Source organism: Salmonella sp. SSDFZ54 (genome assembly GCF_004010735.1).
GTDB classification, from domain to species: Bacteria; Pseudomonadota; Gammaproteobacteria; order Enterobacterales; family Enterobacteriaceae; genus Salmonella; species Salmonella enterica.
In genome coordinates, this window is sequence record NZ_CP034819.1 from 1,981,279 (window position 1) to 2,005,891 (window position 24,613).

18 protein-coding genes, 3 tRNA genes and 3 rRNA genes are annotated in these 24,613 nt (G+C 52.7%); 18 read left to right on the forward strand and 6 right to left on the reverse strand.

Annotation, left to right across the window (positions count from 1 at the left end; genetic code table 11):
- Window positions 1–2: 2 nt before the first annotated feature.
- Entirely contained in the window at window positions 3–1,454 is a 1,452-nt protein-coding gene (viaA, locus tag EOS97_RS09900; protein ID WP_000956585.1) for an ATPase RavA stimulator ViaA, read from the reverse strand.
- Window positions 1,448–2,944, reverse strand: coding sequence for an ATPase RavA (ravA, locus tag EOS97_RS09905; protein WP_000940978.1), 1,497 nt, complete (start codon window positions 2,942–2,944; stop codon window positions 1,448–1,450). The genes viaA and ravA overlap by 7 nt, the downstream gene beginning before the upstream one ends.
- Window positions 2,945–3,291: 347 nt before the next feature.
- Between ravA and kup the strand changes: the two genes are divergently transcribed.
- The 7 genes from kup (at window position 3,292) to rbsR (ending at window position 11,259) form a co-directional block, all read left to right on the forward strand.
- Complete coding sequence (gene kup, locus EOS97_RS09910; protein ID WP_000102338.1) at window positions 3,292–5,160, forward strand: low affinity potassium transporter Kup; 1,869 nt, start codon at window positions 3,292–3,294, stop codon at window positions 5,158–5,160.
- A gap of 216 nt (window positions 5,161–5,376) precedes the next feature.
- On the forward strand, window positions 5,377–5,796 hold the full coding sequence (gene rbsD, locus EOS97_RS09915) for a D-ribose pyranase (RefSeq protein WP_000715947.1): 420 nt from the start codon (window positions 5,377–5,379) through the stop codon (window positions 5,794–5,796).
- Window positions 5,797–5,803: 7 nt separating this feature from the next.
- The gene (gene rbsA / locus EOS97_RS09920; protein ID WP_000339372.1) at window positions 5,804–7,309 is read left to right on the forward strand and encodes a ribose ABC transporter ATP-binding protein RbsA; all 1,506 of its coding nucleotides are present in this window, start codon (window positions 5,804–5,806) and stop codon (window positions 7,307–7,309) included.
- 5 nt (window positions 7,310–7,314) lie between these two features.
- Window positions 7,315–8,280 carry a ribose ABC transporter permease gene (gene rbsC / locus EOS97_RS09925; RefSeq protein ID WP_000211345.1) on the forward strand — a complete coding sequence of 322 codons (966 nt, stop codon included), beginning with the start codon at window positions 7,315–7,317 and terminating at the stop codon, window positions 8,278–8,280.
- A gap of 24 nt (window positions 8,281–8,304) precedes the next feature.
- Window positions 8,305–9,195: a ribose ABC transporter substrate-binding protein RbsB gene (rbsB, locus tag EOS97_RS09930; RefSeq protein WP_001056260.1), complete on the forward strand. Its 891-nt coding sequence runs from the start codon at window positions 8,305–8,307 to the stop codon at window positions 9,193–9,195.
- A gap of 132 nt (window positions 9,196–9,327) precedes the next feature.
- Window positions 9,328–10,257, forward strand: a complete 930-nt coding sequence (gene rbsK, locus EOS97_RS09935) for a ribokinase (RefSeq protein ID WP_000844727.1) — start codon at window positions 9,328–9,330, stop codon at window positions 10,255–10,257.
- Between the two features lie 3 nt (window positions 10,258–10,260).
- Window positions 10,261–11,259 carry a ribose operon transcriptional repressor RbsR gene (gene rbsR / locus EOS97_RS09940; protein ID WP_000224487.1) on the forward strand — a complete coding sequence of 333 codons (999 nt, stop codon included), beginning with the start codon at window positions 10,261–10,263 and terminating at the stop codon, window positions 11,257–11,259.
- Here rbsR and mdtD read toward each other — a convergent pair.
- Both mdtD and EOS97_RS09950 read right to left on the reverse strand, forming a co-directional pair.
- Window positions 11,225–12,652 (reverse strand): multidrug transporter subunit MdtD, encoded by a 1,428-nt coding sequence (mdtD, locus tag EOS97_RS09945; protein WP_000202071.1) that lies wholly within the window; start codon window positions 12,650–12,652, stop codon window positions 11,225–11,227. The two genes, rbsR and mdtD, sit on opposite strands and share 35 nt — an antisense overlap.
- Before the next feature lie 11 nt (window positions 12,653–12,663).
- Entirely contained in the window at window positions 12,664–13,368 is a 705-nt protein-coding gene (locus EOS97_RS09950; RefSeq protein WP_001131145.1) for a FadR/GntR family transcriptional regulator, read from the reverse strand.
- A gap of 480 nt (window positions 13,369–13,848) precedes the next feature.
- Between EOS97_RS09950 and EOS97_RS09955 the strand changes: the two genes are divergently transcribed.
- The 6 genes from EOS97_RS09955 (at window position 13,849) to EOS97_RS09980 (ending at window position 19,177) form a co-directional block, all read left to right on the forward strand.
- A 16S ribosomal RNA gene (locus EOS97_RS09955) occupies window positions 13,849–15,390 on the forward strand.
- Window positions 15,391–15,475: 85 nt separating this feature from the next.
- Window positions 15,476–15,551: transfer RNA gene (locus tag EOS97_RS09960), tRNA-Glu, on the forward strand.
- A gap of 193 nt (window positions 15,552–15,744) precedes the next feature.
- Window positions 15,745–18,649 (forward strand): 23S ribosomal RNA (locus EOS97_RS09965).
- 197 nt (window positions 18,650–18,846) lie between these two features.
- A 5S ribosomal RNA gene (gene rrf, locus EOS97_RS09970) occupies window positions 18,847–18,962 on the forward strand.
- The 16S, 23S and 5S rRNA genes sit together here with 3 tRNA genes alongside, the layout of an rRNA operon.
- A gap of 54 nt (window positions 18,963–19,016) precedes the next feature.
- Window positions 19,017–19,093 (forward strand) — tRNA-Asp (locus EOS97_RS09975).
- A gap of 8 nt (window positions 19,094–19,101) precedes the next feature.
- Window positions 19,102–19,177, forward strand: a tRNA-Trp gene (locus EOS97_RS09980).
- 101 nt (window positions 19,178–19,278) lie between these two features.
- On the opposite strand, the gene hdfR is transcribed toward EOS97_RS09980, so the two are convergent.
- The gene (gene hdfR / locus EOS97_RS09985; protein WP_001541181.1) at window positions 19,279–20,127 is read right to left on the reverse strand and encodes an HTH-type transcriptional regulator HdfR; all 849 of its coding nucleotides are present in this window, start codon (window positions 20,125–20,127) and stop codon (window positions 19,279–19,281) included.
- Between the two features lie 106 nt (window positions 20,128–20,233).
- On the opposite strand from hdfR, the gene maoP reads away from it, so the two are divergent.
- Window positions 20,234–20,572 carry a macrodomain Ori organization protein MaoP gene (gene maoP, locus EOS97_RS09990; RefSeq protein ID WP_000840996.1) on the forward strand — a complete coding sequence of 113 codons (339 nt, stop codon included), beginning with the start codon at window positions 20,234–20,236 and terminating at the stop codon, window positions 20,570–20,572.
- A 24-nt stretch (window positions 20,573–20,596) separates the two neighbouring features.
- On the opposite strand, the gene EOS97_RS09995 is transcribed toward maoP, so the two are convergent.
- Window positions 20,597–22,117, reverse strand: a complete 1,521-nt coding sequence (locus tag EOS97_RS09995) for a YifB family Mg chelatase-like AAA ATPase (RefSeq protein WP_000050215.1) — start codon at window positions 22,115–22,117, stop codon at window positions 20,597–20,599.
- Between the two features lie 351 nt (window positions 22,118–22,468).
- Between EOS97_RS09995 and ilvL the strand changes: the two genes are divergently transcribed.
- The 4 genes from ilvL (at window position 22,469) to ilvM (ending at window position 24,613) form a co-directional block, all read left to right on the forward strand.
- The gene (gene ilvL, locus EOS97_RS10005) at window positions 22,469–22,567 is read left to right on the forward strand and encodes an ilv operon leader peptide (protein ID WP_001311244.1); all 99 of its coding nucleotides are present in this window, start codon (window positions 22,469–22,471) and stop codon (window positions 22,565–22,567) included.
- A gap of 86 nt (window positions 22,568–22,653) precedes the next feature.
- Window positions 22,654–22,704, forward strand: coding sequence for a peptide IlvX (gene ilvX, locus EOS97_RS26920; protein WP_192930503.1), 51 nt, complete (start codon window positions 22,654–22,656; stop codon window positions 22,702–22,704).
- 2 nt (window positions 22,705–22,706) lie between these two features.
- Window positions 22,707–24,353 carry an acetolactate synthase 2 catalytic subunit gene (gene ilvG, locus EOS97_RS10010; RefSeq protein WP_001012552.1) on the forward strand — a complete coding sequence of 549 codons (1,647 nt, stop codon included), beginning with the start codon at window positions 22,707–22,709 and terminating at the stop codon, window positions 24,351–24,353.
- Window positions 24,350–24,613, forward strand: coding sequence for an acetolactate synthase 2 small subunit (gene ilvM, locus EOS97_RS10015; RefSeq protein ID WP_000983260.1), 264 nt, complete (start codon window positions 24,350–24,352; stop codon window positions 24,611–24,613). Before ilvG ends, ilvM begins: the two co-directional genes overlap by 4 nt.

Below are 24,613 nucleotides of genomic sequence, written 5' to 3' on the forward strand. Positions count from 1 at the left end.
CGTTAGCGCCGCCAGCGTCTCAGCAGGCGGCTTCGCATCCCGGTGTCAAAGCGCCAGATATGATCGAAAATGCGCATGATGCCGGGTTTGCCGTGCGCCGACATCGCCACCGCATGGAATCGATGCTGATGAAGACGCTGCAACTCTCCCACTTTGCTCACCACGTCATCCGGCAAGCGCTGGGCGATAAAATCCGAAATGACCACCGCATCGGCATCAAACCATTCCCGTCCCTGCATTCTTTCAATAATGGCGCGAAAACAGCTGGCGATATCCGTGCCGCCGCGAAAACGTTGACTTAAAAAGCGGATGGCCTGCTCAATACCTTCCGGGCCGGAGAGTTCATAACGCACAACGTCAGTGGAAAACAGCATAATAAAGCAGCGGCGGTTATCCGCCAGCGCAACGCGCATCAACGCCAGGCAGAACGCTTTTGCGCACTGCTCGTTAAATCCTCCCATCGAGCCTGAAGTATCGACGCAGACAATAAACGGTCCGCGCGGCTGCTCGTCGACATCCTGGTGTACTACCGGCCGTTCGGTCACTTTCTCACGCCACGCTTCGCCATGCAGGCGATAGGTGAGGAGCTGTTTTTCCACTAACCGGCGGTAAAATTCATATTCCAGCTCGGTGATGCCGAGCGTCGCCAGCTCTGGCGGCAACAGGCGCAGAATATCATCGCCTTGCTGAATACCGTCAACCTGCTCCGGCACCGTAGCGGGTTCGCGTACCAGTGTACGAAAGGTTTCCATCGGCGCGTCTTTTTTCGGTACCGATTTGGCTTCCCGCGAACGTCCCAGTTGTTCCGCCAGTTGCATTAGCTCCGGCTGGGCGGCGAGAAATTCGCCGTATTTTACGATCAGTTGATAATCACCACGTTTAAGCTGGCCCGCGCTCATATCCCAGAGGCGGCCTGCGGCATTATCATTTTCCGCCAGCGTCGGTTCCAGTTGCCCGCTCAGCGTCATCCGTTCCTGAACGTCACTCAGCAACTGCTCGCGCTCTTCTTCCAGTAGTTGTTGGTTTAACGTGGTGGCCTGCACGACCAGACTTAACCGCCAGCGTTGCAAAAAAAGCGTGTGTAGCGCAGGGGTAAAGGTACTGTTGCTCTCCGTCAACTGCTTCGCCTGCGCGGCATACGGTGAATGCAGGCGGTGAAGCAACGCCAGTATTTGCGGCAGTTGCACGATGAACTGTGGGGTAGAGAGAAGTTGGCTTTGCTGGTAACACATGACCTCTTCCATGAGTTCCGGCGGAACGCGAGCGTCTTTAAGACGGCTGCGTAGCGCTTCTCGCCAGCGTGGGAGATCGGCGGTCACGGCGTTTTTTAAACGCGGAAACTTTTCAAAGAAAATGACCAGCTGTGGGGAAGCCAGTAGCGCGAGGATCATCTCTTCGACCATTCCCTCTTCGCTGACGGCCAGCATGGTATTTAGCGTATCCAGCGTCAGCATTGTTGCGCCTGGCGGATCTGTTCTCCTACATCCTGCAGGCTGGCCTCAATGCGCCCTAACCAGTCGCTGTGAATAAACAGGCAATGTTGCTGCTCGCTGAAGCGGGTATGCTGCTGGCGCCAGTCGTTTTCTAACGTTTCCAGCTGCTGTTTGATCTCCGCAGGCATACTGTCTTCAGCCGTTCCCGGTAACGCCAGACGGGTACCTTGTAGACTGATGTCGCGCACCACCAAATGTTGAGCGTTATCGACTTCCATATTCAGCGTTTGGGCAAAGCCGATCCCGTTCAGTTTGCCGCGGATCTCGCCGCCTTTGGTCAGCCAAAGTTCCAGCGCGCTGCGGTCAAAGGTAATATGGATCACTTCCATATCATGCAGTTTTAGCGGTTTTTGTAGCAATAACGTCAACGTTGACGCACTGGCTTCCGGCGGTAAAGTGTAATGCGGGCGGCGGCTGAACATACCGCCTTCTTTAATGACGGTGAAGGCGGTTTTATCGCTTTGCTGTTGCTGCAACTGGAGGCGGCGCTGGACAATACCGCCGAGGCGAGTCAGCATGGCCTGCTGCTGCCAGGCGTGTCCGGTCATCAATATTTCCAGTTGCTGTTGCATGAGATTCAGACTCTGCGCGTCATACCACAAGCAATCTTTTAGCAGGATAAGGTCAATCGGCGCAACCGCGTCGCGTCCGCTAAAGAAGGCGCTGGCCTGTAACAGGCGGATGGCTTTCTTCCAGCGACGGTCGGAGACATAAGGCGCATTCGGCAAATTATCCAGCTGTTGGCGCAGAGTAAATATCAGCTCAAAGACCGGATCAGGCAGTGAAATCGCGCCGATATCTTTTTGCCACTGTTGATATTCTTCGTCGCTAACCTGTAACGAGGCGGGGACCGGGTTATCGCTCTCATCCTGCTGACTAATCAGCATGGAGCGGAAATTGGCTTTATCCTGAACTTTATCCAGCCACAGGCGAATCAACATTCGGTCGTACAAGGCTTCCAGGCTGCTGTCCGCTTCGGGCAGTTCGTTAGAGGCCGCCACCAGCAGCCGCATCGGAATTTTTTCCTCAAATGCGCCGTTGCGGAAATGGCGTTCGTTAATGGCGGTCAGCAATGTGTTCAGGATAGCGGGCCCGGCTTTCCAGATTTCATCCAGAAAAACGATTTCGGCTTCGGGAAGATAGCCGGTCGTTAAGCGTTCATAGCGACCTTCATCTTTCAGCGCCTGAATAGAGAGCGGGCCAAACACCTCTTCCGGCGTGGAAAAGCGTGTCATCAGATATTCAAAAGCGCGGGCGCGCTGGAAAGCAAACTTCAGGCGGCGGGCAATCAGACTCTTGGCGATACCGGGCGGGCCCAACAAAAAGACGCTCTCACCGCTTAACGCCGCCAGTAGGCAAAGGCGTATGGCATGACTACGTTCATACAGTCCCTTCTCAAGGGCGCTGCTCAGACGGGAAATTCTTTCCGCTAATAAATGTGGGTGAGCCATAATAAAGAGGCGTCCTTTCGACAAATGGATCATGCTAATTGCGAGTATAGACGTTTCACCACCGGGGCTGTAATCGTCTGACGCGCTGTTTATTTTTCTTTGAGCCAGGTTAATCTGGCTTCATTTAGGGGTACGATTTTATGATTAATCGTGCATACTGTGCGCTTTTTTGTGGGCCAAGGGACTAAGCACACATTTCATATCTATACACTCATTCATTCAAACTACATCAAGGCGGCAAAGGAGTGAATCCCCTGGCACTGACTTAAACGTGTGACTGGGGTAAGCGAATGCAGCCGACAAGGAGGTAGCGTGAAGGGTGACGTGTATAAACGAAAGATGAGTCTATGAGCACTGATAATAAGCAATCGTTGCCTGCGATTACCCTCGCAGCTATTGGGGTTGTCTACGGTGATATTGGTACCAGCCCGCTTTATACGCTTCGTGAATGTTTGTCCGGTCAGTTTGGTTTTGGCGTTGAACGAGATGCCGTGTTTGGTTTTCTGTCGCTGATCTTCTGGCTACTCATCTTTGTGGTTTCCATCAAATATCTCACCTTCGTGATGCGCGCCGATAACGCGGGTGAAGGTGGAATTTTGACGCTGATGTCGCTTGCCGGGCGTAATACCTCGGCGCGCACCACATCCATGTTAGTTATCATGGGACTGATAGGCGGCAGCTTTTTTTATGGCGAAGTGGTGATTACGCCGGCGATTTCGGTGATGTCGGCGATTGAAGGCCTGGAGATTGTCGCGCCGCAGCTGGATACCTGGATTGTCCCGCTTTCCATTATTGTGCTGACTCTGTTGTTTATGATTCAGAAGCACGGTACGGGAATGGTAGGAAAACTCTTTGCGCCGATTATGCTGACCTGGTTTTTAATCCTGGCGGTACTTGGCCTGCGCAGTATTATCGCCAATCCCGAAGTGTTACATGCGCTGAATCCTGTCTGGGCGGTACGTTTTTTCCTTGAATATAAAACCGTATCGTTTATTGCGTTGGGCGCGGTGGTGCTGTCGATTACCGGCGTAGAGGCGTTGTACGCCGATATGGGACACTTCGGTAAGTTCCCGATTCGCCTGGCGTGGTTTACCGTGGTATTGCCGTCGTTAGTACTGAACTACTTTGGTCAGGGCGCATTGCTACTTAAACATCCGGAAGCGATTAAAAATCCCTTCTTCCTGTTGGCGCCGGACTGGGCGTTAATTCCGCTGCTGATTCTGGCCGCGCTGGCGACGGTGATCGCCTCTCAGGCGGTCATTTCCGGCGTCTTTTCGCTGACGCGTCAGGCCGTGCGTCTTGGCTATTTGTCGCCAATGCGCATTATCCATACCTCCGAGATGGAGTCCGGTCAGATCTATATCCCTTTCGTTAACTGGCTACTTTATTTCGCGGTCGTGGTTGTTATTGTTAGCTTTGAGCATTCCAGCAACCTGGCGGCGGCCTATGGTATCGCCGTGACCGGCACGATGGTGCTGACGTCTATTCTTTCTACGACCGTGGCGCGTAAGAACTGGCACTGGAACAAATATTTTGTCGCGCTGATCCTCATCGCGTTCCTGTGCGTGGATATCCCGCTGTTCTCGGCTAACCTCGATAAATTGTTGTCCGGTGGTTGGCTGCCGCTGAGCCTGGGCCTGATCATGTTCACGATCATGACCACATGGAAGAGCGAGCGTTTCCGCCTGTTGCGTCGTATGCATGAACACGGTAATTCGCTGGAAGCGATGATTGCTTCACTGGAGAAGTCACCGCCGGTTCGGGTGCCGGGTACTGCCGTATACATGTCGCGCGCGCTCAGTGTGATCCCTTTTGCTTTATTGCATAACCTGAAGCACAACAAAGTGTTGCATGAGCGCGTAATCTTACTGACGTTGCGTACGGAAGATGCGCCTTATGTGCATAACGTTCGCCGGGTGCAGATTGAGCAGTTGTCTCCGACATTCTGGCGCGTGGTGGCCAGCTACGGCTGGCGCGAAACGCCAAACGTTGAAGAGGTGTTCCACCGCTGCGGTCTGGAAGGCCTTAGCTGTCGGATGATGGAAACGTCGTTCTTTATGTCGCACGAGTCGTTGATTGTCGGCAAACGCCCGTGGTATTTGCGTCTGCGCGGCAAGCTGTATTTGTTGTTGCAACGCAACGCCCTGCGCGCGCCGGATCAGTTCGAGATCCCGCCTAACCGCGTGATTGAGTTAGGTACGCAGGTCGAGATTTAACCTCTCATCAACATGCCGGGGGCCGCATTGGCTTACCCGGCCTGGCCAATCCGTAGATTCCCACAAGATAATCGCCATTGGGCGATTATCTTCACCTGATTTCCGCTAGCGAAACGTTTCGACGGCGATCACAATTCTGTTACGTCATGATGGTTTTATGAACACATCCAGGGTTACACTGCGGCCAGCGAAACGTTTCGCTAGTGGAGCAGAAAAATGAAGAAAGGCACCGTACTCAACTCTGAAATCTCGTCGGTCATTTCCCGTCTGGGGCATACTGATACTCTGGTGGTCTGTGATGCGGGTTTACCCATCCCGAATAGCACCGCGCGTATCGATATGGCACTAACCCAGGGCGTACCTTCTTTTATGCAGGTGGTGGATGTCGTGACCCGGGAAATGCAGGTTGAGGTGGCGATTCTTGCAACGGAAATCAAACAACAGAATCCGCAGCTCCACGAAACGTTGCTCACTCACCTTGAGCAACTGCAGCAACACCAGGGAAACACCATAAAAATTAGTTATACGACACACGAACAATTCAAAAAATTGACTGCAGACAGTCAGGCGGTGATTCGCAGCGGGGAGTGTTCCCCGTATGCGAACGTCATTCTTTGCGCTGGCGTCACTTTCTGAGGCCGCTATGGACGCATTACTGCAACTCAAAGGGATCGATAAAGCGTTCCCCGGCGTGAAGGCTCTCTCCGGCGCCGCGTTAAACGTTTATCCTGGCCGCGTTATGGCGCTGGTGGGGGAAAACGGCGCCGGAAAATCCACCATGATGAAAGTATTAACCGGCATCTATACGCGAGATGTGGGATCGTTGTTATGGCTGGGTAAAGAGACCACCTTTAACGGGCCTAAATCGTCTCAGGAAGCCGGGATCGGCATTATTCATCAGGAACTGAACCTGATCCCGCAGTTGACCATTGCGGAAAATATCTTCCTGGGCCGTGAGTTTGTGAATCGCTTTGGCAAAATCGACTGGAAAAAGATGTATGCCGAAGCCGACCACCTCTTAGCCAAACTCAATCTGCGCTTTAAGAGCGATAAGCTGGTGGGCGAACTCTCTATCGGCGATCAGCAAATGGTGGAAATCGCCAAAGTGCTGAGCTTCGAATCCAAAGTCATCATTATGGATGAACCGACCGATGCGCTGACCGACACTGAAACCGAATCTCTGTTCCGCGTTATCCGCGAATTAAAATCGCAGGGGCGCGGCATTGTCTATATCTCTCACCGTATGAAAGAGATCTTCGAAATTTGCGATGACGTGACGGTCTTCCGCGATGGGCAATTTATCGCCGAGCGTGAAGTGGCCACGTTGACCGAAGATTCTCTTATCGAAATGATGGTGGGACGTAAGCTGGAAGATCAGTACCCACATCTGGATAACGCGCCGGGTGAGATTCGCCTGAAGGTCGATAATCTGTGCGGACCGGGCGTGAATGATGTCTCTTTTGTGCTGCGAAAAGGCGAGATTCTTGGCATTTCCGGCCTGATGGGCGCCGGTCGCACCGAGCTGATGAAAGTATTGTACGGCGCGATGCCGCGAACCAGCGGTTACGTGACGCTTGATGGACACGAAGTGGTGACGCGCTCTCCGCAGGACGGACTGGCCAATGGCATCGTTTATATCTCTGAAGACCGTAAGCGCGATGGACTGGTGCTCGGCATGTCAGTTAAAGAGAATATGTCGCTGACGGCGCTGGACTATTTCAGCCGCGCTGGCGGAAGCCTGAAACACAAAGATGAGCAACAGGCGGTGGGGGATTTTATCCGTCTGTTCAACGTCAAGACACCGTCAATGGAACAGGCGATAGGCCTGCTTTCTGGCGGTAATCAGCAAAAAGTGGCGATTGCCCGCGGGTTGATGACGCGCCCGAAAGTGCTCATTCTCGACGAGCCGACCCGCGGCGTGGACGTCGGCGCCAAGAAAGAGATTTACCAGCTTATCAACCAGTTTAAGGCCGACGGCCTGAGCATCATTCTGGTCTCATCTGAGATGCCAGAAGTATTAGGCATGAGCGATCGCATCATCGTCATGCATGAAGGGCATCTCAGCGGTGAATTTACTCGCGAGCAGGCCACCCAGGAAGTGTTAATGGCTGCCGCAGTGGGCAAGCTTAATCGCGTGAATCAGGAGTAAAAAAGATGACAACCCAGGCTGTTTCTGGTCGCCGTTATTTCACTAAAGCGTGGCTTCTTGAGCAGAAGTCGCTCATTGCCCTGCTGGTGCTGATCGCGATTGTTTCGACGTTGAGCCCCAACTTTTTTACCGTTAATAATCTGTTCAATATTCTTCAACAGACCTCCGTCAACGCCATTATGGCGGTGGGGATGACGTTGGTGATTCTGACATCGGGGATCGATCTGTCCGTCGGTTCCCTGCTGGCGCTCACTGGCGCGGTTGCCGCTTCAATCGTTGGCGTTGAAGTGAATGCGCTGGTCGCGGTTGCCGCCGCGCTGGCGCTGGGCGCTGCGATTGGCGCTGTTACTGGCGTTATCGTCGCGAAAGGCCGCGTACAGGCGTTTATCGCTACGCTGGTGATGATGCTGCTACTGCGCGGCGTGACGATGGTTTACACCGACGGTAGCCCGGTCAACACCGGCTTTACCGATAACGCCGATCTGTTTGGCTGGTTCGGTATCGGCCGTCCGCTGGGCGTTCCTACGCCGGTCTGGATCATGGCTATCGTCTTTATCGCCGCCTGGTATATGCTGCATCACACCCGTCTGGGACGCTATATCTACGCGCTGGGCGGTAACGAAGCGGCGACGCGCCTGTCTGGCATTAGCGTGAGCAAAGTGAAAATTATCGTCTATTCACTTTGCGGCCTGACAGCATCGCTGGCGGGCATCATTGAAGTGGCGCGCCTCTCTTCCGCGCAGCCGACGGCGGGTACCGGCTATGAGCTGGATGCTATTGCCGCCGTGGTGCTGGGCGGCACCAGCCTTGCTGGCGGTAAAGGACGCATTGTTGGGACATTGATCGGCGCATTGATTCTCGGCTTCCTTAATAATGGTTTGAATTTGTTAGGTGTTTCCTCCTATTACCAGATGATCGTCAAAGCGGTGGTGATTTTGCTGGCGGTACTGGTAGACAACAAAAAGCAGTAACAACGACTACAGGACATCTGAAATATGAACATGAAAAAACTGGCTACCCTGGTATCTGCTGTTGCGCTGAGCGCCACCGTGAGCGCGAATGCAATGGCGAAAGACACCATTGCGCTGGTGATCTCTACCCTCAATAACCCCTTCTTCGTGTCGTTAAAAGACGGGGCGCAAAAAGAGGCGGATAAACTGGGTTATAACCTGGTGGTGCTGGACTCCCAGAACAACCCTGCCAAAGAGCTGGCGAACGTGCAGGATTTAACCGTTCGCGGGACCAAAATTCTGCTGATCAACCCGACTGACTCCGATGCGGTGGGTAACGCGGTGAAGATGGCGAACCAGGCGAAGATTCCGGTTATCACGCTTGACCGCCAGGCAACCAAAGGCGATGTCGTCAGCCATATCGCGTCTGATAACGTGCTGGGCGGTAAGATCGCTGGCGACTATATCGCGAAAAAAGCTGGCGAAGGCGCTAAAGTGATTGAGTTGCAAGGCATTGCCGGAACATCTGCGGCGCGTGAGCGTGGCGAAGGTTTCCAGCAGGCGGTAGCCGCTCACAAATTTAATGTCCTGGCCAGCCAGCCTGCCGATTTCGACCGTACTAAGGGTCTGAACGTCATGCAGAACCTGTTGACCGCGCATCCGGATGTTCAGGCTGTCTTCGCCCAGAACGATGAAATGGCGCTGGGCGCACTGCGCGCGCTGCAAACTGCCGGTAAAGCAGATGTGATGGTGGTTGGATTTGACGGTACGCCGGATGGCGAAAAGGCCGTAAAAGATGGCAAACTGGCAGCGACTATCGCTCAGTTACCGGATCAAATCGGCGCCAAAGGCGTTGAAGTGGCGGATAAGGTGCTGAAAGGCGAAAAAGTTCAGGCCAAATATCCGGTTGACCTGAAACTGGTCATCAAGCAGTAATAAACGACACGGGTCAACTATGGCCTGATGGCGACAGAAATACGCGAGCCTCCGCTGAGGTGAACGTAAAAAAAGAAAAGCAGGGCACGCGCCACCCTAACCGGTGGCGCACTTTGACGTGGAACCCCGAATATGAAAACCGCAGGTAATCTCATCGTCCTTGGCAGCATTAATGCCGATCATATCCTTAATCTTGAGTCCTTCCCTACCCCGGGTGAAACGGTAACCGGTAGCCATTATCAGGTCGCGTTTGGCGGGAAAGGCGCGAATCAGGCGGTTGCTGCGGGACGTAGCGGGGCAAATATTGCGTTTATCGCCTGCACGGGCGATGACGATATTGGCGACAGTATTCGTAAACAATTAGTCAGCGATCGTATTGATATCGCGCCAGTTAGCGTTATTAAAGGCGAGTCTACCGGGGTGGCGCTGATTTTCGTTAACGGCGAAGGCGAGAACGTCATCGGTATTCATGCCGGAGCGAATGCCGCGTTATCGCCGGCGTTGGTTGATGCGCAACGTGAACGTATCGCGCAGGCGGATGCGTTACTGATGCAGCTGGAATCGCCGCTGGAAAGCGTACTGGCGGCGGCGAAAATCGCCCATCAACATCATACTACTGTTGCGCTTAACCCGGCGCCTGCCCGTGAGCTACCGGATGAACTGCTGGCGCTGGTGGACATCATCACGCCAAATGAAACGGAAGCTGAAAAGCTGACGGGCGTGCGTGTGGAAAATGACGACGATGCCGCGAAAGCTGCGCAGATTTTGCATGATAAAGGCATTCGAACCGTATTAATTACCTTAGGAAGCCGTGGCGTCTGGGCCAGCGTAAACGGCGAGGGCCGCCGCGTTCCTGGATTTAGCGTTGAGGCTGTCGATACCATTGCCGCCGGAGATACGTTTAACGGCGCCTTTATCACCGCGATACTGGAGGAGACGCCGTTGCCGGAAGCGATTCGCTTTGCCCATGCCGCCGCCGCGATTGCCGTAACGCGTAAAGGCGCGCAACCTTCCGTTCCGTGGCGCGAAGAGATAGAAGCGTTTTTACATCAGCAGGGGTAACGCTTGGCTACTATGAAAGATGTTGCCCGCCTGGCGGGAGTCTCTACATCGACGGTCTCTCACGTTATTAACAAAGATCGCTTTGTGAGTGAGACGATAACCGAAAAAGTTGAAGCGGCGATTAAATCACTTAACTATGCGCCTTCTGCGCTGGCGCGAAGCCTCAAGTTAAACCAGACCCGCACGATTGGTATGCTGATTACCGCCAGTACCAACCCTTTTTATTCCGAACTGGTGCGCGGCGTTGAGCGAAGCTGTTTTGAGCGCGGTTATAGTCTGGTGCTGTGCAATACCGAAGGCGACGAGCAACGGATGAACCGCAACCTGGAGACGCTGATGCAAAAACGGGTAGACGGTTTACTGCTGCTGTGTACCGAAACGCATCAGCCTTCTCGTGAAATCATGGAGCGTTATCCGTCTATTCCTACCGTCATGATGGACTGGTCGCCGTTTGATGGCGAGGGCGATAGCGATCTCATTCAGGATAATTCGTTGTTAGGCGGCGATCTTGCCACCCAACACCTTATCGATAAAGGATTTACCCGAATAGCCTGTATTACCGGCCCGCTGGACAAAACGCCAGCGCGTTTACGGCTGGAAGGGTATCGGGCGGCGATGAAACGCGCAGGGCTGGCTATTCCGCAAGGCTATGAGATCACCGGCGATTTTGAATTTGGCGGCGGCTTTGACGCCATGCAGGCGTTACTCGCCCATCAACAGCGACCGCAAGCGGTTTTTACCGGAAACGATGCGATGGCTGTCGGCGCCTATCAGGCGCTATATCAGGCGGGGCTTCGTATTCCGCAGGATATGGCAGTCATTGGCTATGATGATATTGAGCTGGCGCGCTATATGACGCCGCCGCTGACGACTATCCATCAGCCGAAAGATGAATTGGGCGAGCTGGCTATTGATGTGTTGATTCATCGGATGGCGCAGCCCGCCTTGCAACAACAGCGACTTCAGCTTACTCCGGTTTTGACGGTGCGTGGGTCGGTTTAGATTTATGCCGTTCTTTAATCAGATTGTTGCCGTCTTTGGCTCTTAGCAGCATAAACATCAGCGCGGACACGATAGTGATCGCCCCCATCGTGATAAAGGTATAGTGGAACTGTTCCACGGTACTGGTGCCCGCAAAACCTTCATAAATACGTAACACCGCCGCGCTGATCGCCACGCCTAAACTGATAGACAATTGCTGCGTAACCGCCAGAACGCTGTTGCCGCTGCTGGCGTTATCGTCCGTCAGATCCGCAAGAGTAATCGTATTCATTGCCGTAAATTGAGTGGACATCGCCATTCCAAGAATGAATAGCGGCAGTACGAGCATCCAGATCGGCATGGCGGGAGATTGAAACGAAAACTGGGCAATCATCAGACCGATAAATACCGTAATGCCGACCAGAGTCTTCCGGTATCCCAAACGTCGTAAAACCTGCGTTACGGTCGATTTCGCGATAATAGAACCCAAAGCTGTCGGCGCCATCATGCAGCCGGCGATCAGAGCCGGGTAGCCAAAACCAACCTGTAGCATTAACGGCATCAAAAAAGGTACGCAGCCTGTCCCCAGACGCGTGGCGAGGTTGCCGGCAATACCGACGGAAAATGTGCGTGTCTTAAACAGCGATAGTGATATTAACGGTGTCGGATGACGGCGGGCGTGGCGGATATAGGCCAATAGTAGAACGATACTGCAAAAAATAATGGCGGATGCGATCCATGTCGCCACAATCTTTTCGCCAAACAGTTCCATTCCGCTGGAAAATAAAACCAGACTTAACCCAAAAAGAAAGAAGCCGGTCATGTCAAACTTGCGACGCGGCGTGGTGAAGTTGGGCATATATTTGCGGGCATACAGAATGCCTGCAACACCAATGGGAATATTAATCAGGAAGATCCAGTGCCAGCTTGCCCAGGTCACCAGTACGCCGCCTAATACCGGCCCCAGAATCGGACCTACCAGCCCCGGCATAGTGACAAAGTTAAGAACGGGCAGCAGCTCACTACGCGGATAGGCTCGCAATAACGCCAGTCGCGCCACTGGCATCATCATCGCTCCGCCGACGCCTTGTACGACGCGAAAAATAACCAATTCAGATAGTGAACTGGAGAGCGCGCAGGCCAGCGAGCCTAACGTAAACAGACTTACGGCAACCATAAAGACGCGACGCGTACCGAAGCGGTCAGCCAACCAGCCGCTTACCGGAATTAACATAGCTACTGTCAGGGTATAACTGATAATAGCGGACTGCATGGCGAGTGGGGAACGGTTAAGACTATGCGCAATAGCCGGTAAAGCGGTATTCAAAATGGTGGCGTCTAGCGCCTGCATAAAGAAGGCCATCGCCGCGATCCACGGCAGGCCAGCCATACTGCGCGCTTTTTTGCTGGTCATTCAATATCCTGTTAATTATCTGGTCTCTCATTGGGCGCTATTAACAACGCCTGACAGGCCTGGAAAGCGCGTTCGCCGTCGCTATCAGCGATGGCATCAACAATGGCCTGGTGCAAATCCAGCTTTACCACCTCGTTATAGGTGATTGAGGTAAAGTAAGTGTGATAAACCGAATGAAATAGCGTAGCAAAAGAGATTAGAAAGGGATTGGCGCTCATTTCGTAGATATGCTCGTGCCACGCCATATCCACTTCAATCCAGCGTTCACGCTTAAAATGCTTTTTCAGCGCGACCATCTCTTCCATCAAGGCATTAAGCCGCGCTTTCTGCTCCGGTGTGCCAAGAGTCGCCGCCAGCAGGCAGGCTTGCGGCTCCAGGCTAATACGCATCACCAGAAAATGATCTACCACCTGATGAAAATTTTCTTCCGTCATCCACCAGGTCAGCAGCTCTTGATCCAGAAAGTTCCAGTTTCCCTGCGGCATCACCCGCGTACCAATGCGCGGACGGGGTAGCACCATACCTTTAGCCGTCAACGTTTTCACCGCTTCGCGAACTGCCGTTCGACTTACGCCGTACTGCTCGCCCAGTTCTATTTCGCCGGGAAGAATCGTACCGGGGGCGTAGTCACCCTTTAATATCCGCTGCGCCAGCTTTTCAGCCAGAACATAGGATAGATTTTTCTGTGCGGCTAATTGTTGTGCGCTTAAAGGCATGAATGTTCTTCCTTTCTCTTTCGTTTGGTTATTAGTATGCCACCTGGAAGTGTGATTGCAGTTGCAATAACGGCAATTTGCTTATTTTATGGCACGTTAAGCCCGCTGTTGATGAAAAAAGAGACACTCAGAAAATTATTTTAAATTTCCTCTTGTCAGGCAGAAATAACTCCCTATAATGCGCCACCACTGACACGGAACAACGGCATACAGGCCGCCGGGTCAGCGGGGTTCAGACCAGAACCTCACGGAGAAAAGCGAAAATAAACGCTTGACTCTGAAGCGGGAAAGCGTAATATGCACACCCCGCGCCGCTGAGAAAAAGCGAAGCGGCACTGCTCTTTAACAATTTATCAGACAATCTGTGTGGGCACTCGAAGATACGGATTCTTGACGTCCCCGGACGAAAAATGAATACCAAGTCTCAAGAGTGAACACGTAATTCATTACGAAGTTTAATTCTTTGAGCATCAAACTTTTAAATTGAAGAGTTTGATCATGGCTCAGATTGAACGCTGGCGGCAGGCCTAACACATGCAAGTCGAACGGTAACAGGAAGCAGCTTGCTGCTTTGCTGACGAGTGGCGGACGGGTGAGTAATGTCTGGGAAACTGCCTGATGGAGGGGGATAACTACTGGAAACGGTGGCTAATACCGCATAACGTCGCAAGACCAAAGAGGGGGACCTTCGGGCCTCTTGCCATCAGATGTGCCCAGATGGGATTAGCTTGTTGGTGAGGTAACGGCTCACCAAGGCGACGATCCCTAGCTGGTCTGAGAGGATGACCAGCCACACTGGAACTGAGACACGGTCCAGACTCCTACGGGAGGCAGCAGTGGGGAATATTGCACAATGGGCGCAAGCCTGATGCAGCCATGCCGCGTGTATGAAGAAGGCCTTCGGGTTGTAAAGTACTTTCAGCGGGGAGGAAGGTGTTGTCGTTAATAACCACAGCAATTGACGTTACCCGCAGAAGAAGCACCGGCTAACTCCGTGCCAGCAGCCGCGGTAATACGGAGGGTGCAAGCGTTAATCGGAATTACTGGGCGTAAAGCGCACGCAGGCGGTCTGTCAAGTCGGATGTGAAATCCCCGGGCTCAACCTGGGAACTGCATTCGAAACTGGCAGGCTTGAGTCTTGTAGAGGGGGGTAGAATTCCAGGTGTAGCGGTGAAATGCGTAGAGATCTGGAGGAATACCGGTGGCGAAGGCGGCCCCCTGGACAAAGACTGACGCTCAGGTGCGAAAGCGTGGGGAGCAAACAGGATTAGATACCCTGGTAGTCCACGCCGTAAACGATGTCTACTTGGAGGTTGTGCCCTTGAGGCGTGGCTTCCGGAGCTAACGCGTTAAGTAGACCGCCTGGGGAGTACGGCCGCAAGGTTAAAACTCAAATGAATTGACGGGGGCCCGCACAAGCGGTGGAGCATGTGGTTTAATTCGATGCAACGCGAAGAACCTTACCTGGTCTTGACATCCACGGAAGAATTCAGAGATGGATTTGTGCCTTCGGGAACCGTGAGACAGGTGCTGCATGGCTGTCGTCAGCTCGTGTTGTGAAATGTTGGGTTAAGTCCCGCAACGAGCGCAACCCTTATCCTTTGTTGCCAGCGGTCCGGCCGGGAACTCAAAGGAGACTGCCAGTGATAAACTGGAGGAAGGTGGGGATGACGTCAAGTCATCATGGCCCTTACGACCAGGGCTACACACGTGCTACAATGGCGCATACAAAGAGAAGCGACCTCGCGAGAGCAAGCGGACCTCATAAAGTGCGTCGTAGTCCGGATTGGAGTCTGCAACTCGACTCCATGAAGTCGGAATCGCTAGTAATCGTGGATCAGAATGCCACGGTGAATACGTTCCCGGGCCTTGTACACACCGCCCGTCACACCATGGGAGTGGGTTGCAAAAGAAGTAGGTAGCTTAACCTTCGGGAGGGCGCTTACCACTTTGTGATTCATGACTGGGGTGAAGTCGTAACAAGGTAACCGTAGGGGAACCTGCGGTTGGATCACCTCCTTACCTTAAAGAAGCGTACTTTGCAGTGCTCACACAGATTGTCTGATGAAAAGTGAATAGCAAGGCGTCTTGCGATTGAGACTTCAGTGTCCCCTTCGTCTAGAGGCCCAGGACACCGCCCTTTCACGGCGGTAACAGGGGTTCGAATCCCCTAGGGGACGCCACTTGCTGGTTTGTGAGTGAAAGTCACCTGCCTTAATATCTCAAAACTGACTTACGAGTCACGTTTGAGATATTTGCTCTTTAAAAATCTGGATCAAGCTGAAAATTGAAACACAGAACAACGAAAGTTGTTCGTGAGTCTCTCAAATTTTCGCAACACGATGATGAATCGTAAGAAACATCTTCGGGTTGTGAGGTTAAGCGACTAAGCGTACACGGTGGATGCCCTGGCAGTCAGAGGCGATGAAGGACGTGCTAATCTGCGATAAGCGCCGGTAAGGTGATATGAACCGTTATAACCGGCGATTTCCGAATGGGGAAACCCAGTGTGATTCGTCACACTATCATTAACTGAATCCATAGGTTAATGAGGCGAACCGGGGGAACTGAAACATCTAAGTACCCCGAGGAAAAGAAATCAACCGAGATTCCCCCAGTAGCGGCGAGCGAACGGGGAGGAGCCCAGAGCCTGAATCAGCATGTGTGTTAGTGGAAGCGTCTGGAAAGGCGCGCGATACAGGGTGACAGCCCCGTACACAAAAGCGCACATGCTGTGAGCTCGATGAGTAGGGCGGGACACGTGGTATCCTGTCTGAATATGGGGGGACCATCCTCCAAGGCTAAATACTCCTGACTGACCGATAGTGAACCAGTACCGTGAGGGAAAGGCGAAAAGAACCCCGGCGAGGGGAGTGAAAAAGAACCTGAAACCGTGTACGTACAAGCAGTGGGAGCACCCTTTGGGGTGTGACTGCGTACCTTTTGTATAATGGGTCAGCGACTTATATTCTGTAGCAAGGTTAACCGTATAGGGGAGCCGGAGGGAAACCGAGTCTTAACCGGGCGTTAAGTTGCAGGGTATAGACCCGAAACCCGGTGATCTAGCCATGGGCAGGTTGAAGGTTGGGTAACACTAACTGGAGGACCGAACCGACTAATGTTGAAAAATTAGCGGATGACCTGTGGCTGGGGGTGAAAGGCCAATCAAACCGGGAGATAGCTGGTTCTCCCCGAAAGCTATTTAGGTAGCGCCTCGTGAATTCATCTCCGGGGGTAGAGCACTGTTTCGGCTAGGGGGCCATCCCGGCTTACCAACCCGATGCAAACTGCGAATACCGGAGAATGTTATCACGGGAGACACACGGCGGGTGCTAACGTCCGTCGTGAAGAGGGAAACAACCCAGACCGCCAGCTAAGGTCCCAAAGTCATGGTTAAGTGGGAAACGATGTGGGAAGGCCCAGACAGCCAGGATGTTGGCTTAGAAGCAGCCATCATTTAAAGAAAGCGTAATAGCTCACTGGTCGAGTCGGCCTGCGCGGAAGATGTAACGGGGCTAAACCATGCACCGAAGCTGCGGCAGCGACACTGTGTGTTGTTGGGTAGGGGAGCGTTCTGTAAGCCTGTGAAGGTGTGTCGTGAGGCATGCTGGAGGTATCAGAAGTGCGAATGCTGACATAAGTAACGATAAAGCGGGTGAAAAGCCCGCTCGCCGGAAGACCAAGGGTTCCTGTCCAACGTTAATCGGGGCAGGGTGAGTCGACCCCTAAGGCGAGGCCGAAAGGCGTAGTCGATGGGAAACGGGTTAATATTCCCGTACTTGGTGTTACTGCGAAGGGGGGACGGAGAAGGCTATGTTGGCCGGGCGACGGTTGTCCCGGTTTAAGCGTGTAGGTGTGTGTTCCAGGTAAATCCGGTTCACTTTAACACTGAGGCGTGACGACGAGGCACTACGGTGCTGAAGCAACAAATGCCCTGCTTCCAGGAAAAGCCTCTAAGCATCAGGTAACATCAAATCGTACCCCAAACCGACACAGGTGGTCAGGTAGAGAATACCAAGGCGCTTGAGAGAACTCGGGTGAAGGAACTAGGCAAAATGGTGCCGTAACTTCGGGAGAAGGCACGCTGACACGTAGGTGAAGTGATTTACTCATGGAGCTGAAGTCAGTCGAAGATACCAGCTGGCTGCAACTGTTTATTAAAAACACAGCACTGTGCAAACACGAAAGTGGACGTATACGGTGTGACGCCTGCCCGGTGCCGGAAGGTTAATTGATGGGGTCAGCGCAAGCGAAGCTCCTGATCGAAGCCCCGGTAAACGGCGGCCGTAACTATAACGGTCCTAAGGTAGCGAAATTCCTTGTCGGGTAAGTTCCGACCTGCACGAATGGCGTAATGATGGCCAGGCTGTCTCCACCCGAGACTCAGTGAAATTGAACTCGCTGTGAAGATGCAGTGTACCCGCGGCAAGACGGAAAGACCCCGTGAACCTTTACTATAGCTTGACACTGAACATTGAGCCTTGATGTGTAGGATAGGTGGGAGGCTTTGAAGCGTGGACGCCAGTCTGCGTGGAGCCAACCTTGAAATACCACCCTTTAATGTTTGATGTTCTAACGTGGACCCGTAATCCGGGTTGCGGACAGTGTCTGGTGGGTAGTTTGACTGGGGCGGTCTCCTCCTAAAGAGTAACGGAGGAGCACGAAGGTTGGCTAATCCTGGTCGGACATCAGGAGGTTAGTGCAATGGCATAAGCCAGCTTGACTGCGAGCGTGACGGCGCGAGCAGGTGCGAAAGCAGGTCATAGTGATCCGGTGGTTCTGAATGGAAGGGCCATCGCTCAACGGATAAAAGGTACTCCGGGGATAACAGGCTGATACCGCCCAAGAGTTCATATCGACGGCGGTGTTTGGCACCTCGATGTCGGCTCATCACATCCTGGGGCTGAAGTAGGTCCCAAGGGTATGGCTGTTCGCCATTTAAAGTGGTACGCGAGCTGGGTTTAGAACGTCGTGAGACAGTTCGGTCCCTATCTGCCGTGGGCGCTGGAGAACTGAGGGGGGCTGCTCCTAGTACGAGAGGACCGGAGTGGACGCATCACTGGTGTTCGGGTTGTCATGCCAATGGCACTGCCCGGTAGCTAAATGCGGAAGAGATAAGTGCTGAAAGCATCTAAGCACGAAACTTGCCCCGAGATGAGTTCTCCCTGAGACTTAAAGTCTCCTGAAGGAACGTTGAAGACGACGACGTTGATAGGCCGGGTGTGTAAGCGCAGCGATGCGTTGAGCTAACCGGTACTAATGAACCGTGAGGCTTAACCTTACAACGCCGAAGATGTTTTGGCGGTTGAGAGAAGATTTTCAGCACTGATTCAGAGTTGAGTACGCAATAATTTGCGCAGCAGCAAGGCGGCAAGCGAAGGAAAGGAAGGAGCATACAGAAGTATGTGACTGAGTTTACGAGCGCAGGCAACGCCGCTGATGCGATAAAGAATTGCGTACTGAGCACAAAAGAATTTGCCTGGCGGCACTAGCGCGGTGGTCCCACCTGACCCCATGCCGAACTCAGAAGTGAAACGCCGTAGCGCCGATGGTAGTGTGGGGTCTCCCCATGCGAGAGTAGGGAACTGCCAGGCATCAAATTAAGCAGTAAACTGATGTAAAAATCAGTGGTTGTAAAAGAATTCGGTGGAGCGGTAGTTCAGTTGGTTAGAATACCTGCCTGTCACGCAGGGGGTCGCGGGTTCGAGTCCCGTCCGTTCCGCCACCCTAATTAGGGGCGTAGTTCAATTGGTAGAGCACCGGTCTCCAAAACCGGGTGTTGGGAGTTCGAGTCTCTCCGCCCCTGCCAGAAATAATCCTTAGCATCTGCTAAGGATTTTTTTTTGCCTAAAATTACCTGATTATCTGATCAGGTAATCGTAAGTTCCCTTCTTTTTCTTTTCATCATTTTCATTGTTCATCCAGCACATCCGTTTTTAACAGATCGCAGATCAGCGAGTATTTATCGCTATTTTGCAGCCAAATGGCGTATAGCGGCCGTGAAAGCGTTGCGCTGTCGGCAACGGTATGTAATCCGCCCTTTTCATTTGCCCAGTTTACAGGAAGCCAGCTACAGCCATTTAATGCGCTAAGCTGCTGTCGGGCGAGTTCGGCTGAGCTGGTTGTTAATACCGGCACTTCATCTGCTGCGATCAGCCCTGTTTCATGCTGTTGGAAGTCTGGTCCCCACTCCAGCCGCAGATAATTGAGTTCTGATTTCTTACGGGCAGGGCTGCTGCAATATAACGCCAAAGTGAAGTGCCCTAACAGTTGACTGCTGAACTCATCCATTTTGGGTGCTTCGGTAGTAATGAGGAGATCAAGCTGGCGTTCATGAAGTTGCTTCACAAGCGATTGCCGTTGAGCGATTCTGGCTTCGAATTGCAGGCCGCTTTGCGGCTCCTGTAGTTGGTACAGTCGACCCAGCCAGGCGTTAAGCATACACTCCCATAAAGACGCGCTGGCGCCGATGGAAAACTCGTTATGGCGTGAGGTATGCGCCACCTCTTTACGTGCCGCCTGCCACGTATTCATCAGCGTTTCCGCATACGGTAAAAGTTTTTCGCCAGCCGTGGTTAAACGGATATTGTTTCTGTGCCGCGTAAAAAGGTTTACGCCCAGTTGATTCTCCAGTTGCCTGATACGAAAGCTCACCGCGGATTGCGTCAGGTAAAGTGCTTCTGCGGCCCGCCCGAAATGGCGTGTCCGGCTAACTTCCAGGAAAGTTTTTAACAATTCCGTATCCACTGTGCTCTCCACAAAATTATTTGTCGTTATGATTTAAATGTTTTGTTTTACACTCTGTCAAGCGTAACTAATACTCCGCGCCATAAATAGCTCAGACAAAGAATTAGGAGCGTGCAGGATGGCGGAAAGCTTTACGACGACTAATCGATATTTTGACAATAAACATTATCCACGTGGATTCTCTCGTCACGGTGATTTCACGATTAAAGAGGCACAACTGCTTGAGCGTCATGGTCATGCCTTTAATGATCTGGATCTTGGCAAGCGTGAGCCTGTGACTGAAGAAGAGAAGCTGTTTGTAGCGGTATGTCGCGGTGAACGCGAGCCGGTAACGGATGCAGAACGCGTCTGGTCCAAGTATATGACGCGTATCAAGCGTCCAAAACGCTTCCACACCTTGTCTGGCGGCAAGCCGCAAGTTGAAGGCGCAGAAGACTACACCGAAGCTGATGATTAATAAAAAGGGCGTAATGCCCTTTTTTTACGCCAACAGCTTTTGCAAATGAATTAACAACCTGTCTATCGCCCGATAGCTTACCGCCTCCTGCAAATGCTGACGCGAGATCTGGTCAGCCAGTTCTATGTCGGCAATGGTTCTGGCAACTTTTAGTAAACGCTGCCAGGCGCGAATGGATAATCCAAGATGCACCAGCGTGTCTTCAAGCCAGCGGGCGTCATCGTGATGTAAAACACAATATTTTTGGATTTCGCGACCCTCCAGACGCGCGTTTAACTTCTTCTGGCGTCGGTACTGCCGTTCATGGGCGGCGATGACCCGCTTTTTTACCGTAGCGCTGCTCTCACCCTTTGAGGCGTGTTGGCTAAGAATCCCGGGCGGTGGAAGCGGTATCTCAAGCGAAAGGTCAAAACGATCAAGAAACGGGCCTGACAACCGATTAAGGTAACGTAGTGTCTGTTCTGGCGTGCAGCGATTATGGTTTCCCTGATAATGTCCGGTCGGGCTGGGATTCATTGCGGCGATTAACTGGAACCTGGCAGGGTACGTTATTTTCGCTCTGGTACGGGATAAATGAATTTGACCGGATTCTATAGGTTCACGTAGCGCATCCAGTGTGCGTCGTTCAAATTCAGGCAATTCATCAAGGAACAAAATTCCGTTGTGCGCCAGCGATATCTCTCCCGGGGCGGGTATTGCGCCGCCGCCGACCATAGCAGTAAGTGAGGCGCTATGATGAGGTGAGCGAAAGGGGCGTTGCTGCCATCGTTTTTGTACCGTATCGGCATTAACCAGACTGAGGATCGCGGCGCTTTCCAACGCCTCTTCATTGCTTAATGGTGGAAGAATCCCGCTCAGTCGACTGGCCAGCATGGTTTTACCCGTACCCGGCGGGCCGATCAATAGCAGATTATGTCCCCCTGCCGCTGTAATCTCCAGGCCGCGTTTACCCTGCTCCTGACCGATCACATCGCGAAGATCGGCAGTTGCGGTAGGCGATGCCATATCCTGAGCTAAAGGTCTTTCCAGGGCGTGTTTCCCTTCCAGAAAGGCGCAGACGGTTTGTAGATGATCGGCGATAAAACATCCTTCTTTGCTGATAAGCCCAACCTCCGCCGCGTTCTCTGTTGCGACGATAATATTTCTGCCGGCCCTGATGGCTTCCGTTGCACTTGATATTGCGCCAGGAACGCCGCGTAATGCGCCTGTAAGCGCTAACTCACCCACCAGCTCATATGCCTCAAGATTCGACGCTGTAAGCTGCTCAGATGCGGCCAGAAGCGCAACAGCAATAGGCAGGTCATACCTTCCGCCCTCTTTCGGTAGATCGGCTGGAGCAAGGTTAATGGTTATTTTTTTAGCCGGAAATTCATATCCGCTATTAATAATCGCACTACGTACCCGGTCACGCGCCTCTTTTACCGTGGTTTCCGGTAGGCCAACCATGGTTAATCCCGGTAATCCATTACTGATATGCACCTCTATAGTGATAGGCGGCGCATTGACGCCAAGTGCGGCGCGGGTATGAACAATCGCCAGTGACATAATCCCTCCTGTTACGTGGATTATGCGGAATAGAAGAGAAAATCGAATTACTGACTTTTTGTTTTTTAGCGGCTGCTTCCTGAATTTTGGCGTCATTTTCAGGTAAGAAACATCAAACTGGAAGAGCGCTCGCAGAAGCGAAAAGAAGGAAAACAGGGTGTAGAGTGCGCCAAAAGGGGGAGGAAAACGTGAAAATTTTTCAGTTGCTAATTTTTCTTATAAAAAACAAAGCACTTTTAGGCATTCACCTGCATTATCTGAAACGTGGTTAAAAAAATATCTTGTGCTATTGGCAAAACCTATGGTAACTCTTTAGGTATTCCTTCGAACAAGATGCAAGAATAGACAAAAATGACAGCCCTTCTACGAGTGATTAGCCTGGTCGTGATTAGCGTGGTGGTGATTATTATCCCACCGTGCGGGGCTGCACTTGGACGAGGAAAGGCTTAGAAATCAAGCCTTAACGAACTAAGACCCCCGCACCGAAAGGTCCGGGGGTTTTTTTTGGCCTGAAAAACTTAAGCGAGGAGCAGAGCGTGAATAACAGCATAAAATTCTGTTTCTCAAGATTTACGACGGGGATGTAACTATGAACGGGGCACAGTGGGTGGTACATGCTTTGCGAGCGCAGGGGGTGAAAACCGTATTTGGTTATCCTGGCGGCGCAATTATGCCGGTTTACGACGCGTTGTATGACGGTGGTGTGGAGCATTTGTTGTGCCGACACGAACAGGGTGCGGCAATGGCGGCAATCGGTTATGCCCGTTCTACCGGCAAAACCGGTGTTTGTATCGCCACCTCCGGTCCTGGCGCCACTAACCTGATCACTGGCCTGGCGGATGCGTTGTTAGATTCGGTCCCCGTCGTCGCGATCACGGGTCAGGTTTCCGCCCCGTTCATCGGCACTGATGCGTTCCAGGAGGTGGATGTGTTAGGCCTGTCGCTGGCCTGTACCAAACACAGCTTCCTGGTGCAGTCGCTGGCAGAGCTGCCTCGTATCATGGCAGAGGCTTTTGAAATTGCCAACGCTGGCCGTCCTGGCCCGGTTCTGGTGGATATCCCGAAAGATATCCAGTTGGCCAGCGGTGAGCTGGAACCCTGGTTTACTACCGTTGATAACGAAGCGACCTTCCCGCAGGCTGATGTTGAACAGGCGCGCCAGATGCTGGAACAGGCGAAAAAACCCATGCTGTACGTCGGCGGTGGTGTTGGTATGGCGCAGGCAGTTCCGGCGCTGCGTAAATTTATCGCGGTAACGCAAATGCCAGTTACCTGCACGCTGAAAGGGCTGGGGTCTGTTGAAGCTGATTATCCGTACTATCTGGGCATGCTGGGAATGCACGGTACTAAAGCGGCTAATTTCGCGGTGCAAGAGTGTGATTTACTGATCGCAGTGGGTGCACGTTTTGATGACCGGGTGACCGGTAAGCTGAATACGTTTGCGCCGAACGCCAGCGTAATCCATATGGATATCGACCCGGCGGAAATGAACAAACTGCGTCAGGCACACGTCGCGTTGCAGGGCGATTTAAATTCGCTGTTGCCGGCATTACAGCAACCGCTGAAGATCGACGCATGGCGTCAGTCCTGTGCAGAGCTGCGCGCAGAACACGCCTGGCGCTATGACCATCCTGGCGAGACTATCTATGCGCCGTTGTTGTTGAAGCAATTGTCGGAACGCAAACCCGCAGACAGCGTGGTGACGACGGATGTGGGGCAGCATCAGATGTGGTCAGCCCAGCATATGACTTACACCCGCCCGGAGAACTTCATCACCTCCAGCGGTCTGGGGACGATGGGATTCGGCTTACCGGCGGCCGTTGGCGCGCAGGTAGCGCGACCGAATGATACCGTTATCTGTATCTCCGGTGACGGCTCCTTCATGATGAATGTTCAGGAGTTGGGCACCGTAAAACGCAAGCAGTTACCGTTGAAGATAGTCTTACTCGACAACCAGCGGTTAGGGATGGTTCGACAATGGCAGCAACTGTTTTTCCAGGAGCGATATAGCGAAACCACCCTGACCGATAACCCCGATTTCCTCATGCTGGCCAGCGCCTTCGGCATTCCAGGCCAGCACATTACTCGTAAAGACCAGGTTGAAGCGGCACTCGACACTATGTTGGCAAGCGAAGGGCCGTACCTGCTTCACGTCTCAATCGACGAACTTGAAAATGTCTGGCCGTTGGTGCCGCCTGGCGCCAGTAACTCTGAAATGCTGGAGAAATTATCATGATGCAACATCAGGTCAATGTATCGGCACGCTTTAATCCAGAAACTTTAGAACGTGTTTTACGCGTGGTGCGCCATCGTGGTTTTCAGGTGTGCTCCATGAATATGGAAGCCGCGACCGATGCGCAGAATATAAATATTGAATTGACCGTTGCCAGTCCCCGGTCGGTCGACTTACTGTTTAGTCAGTTAAGTAAACTGGTAGATGTTGCGCATGTCGCAATCTGCCAGAGCGCTGCCACATCACAACAAATCCGCGCCTGA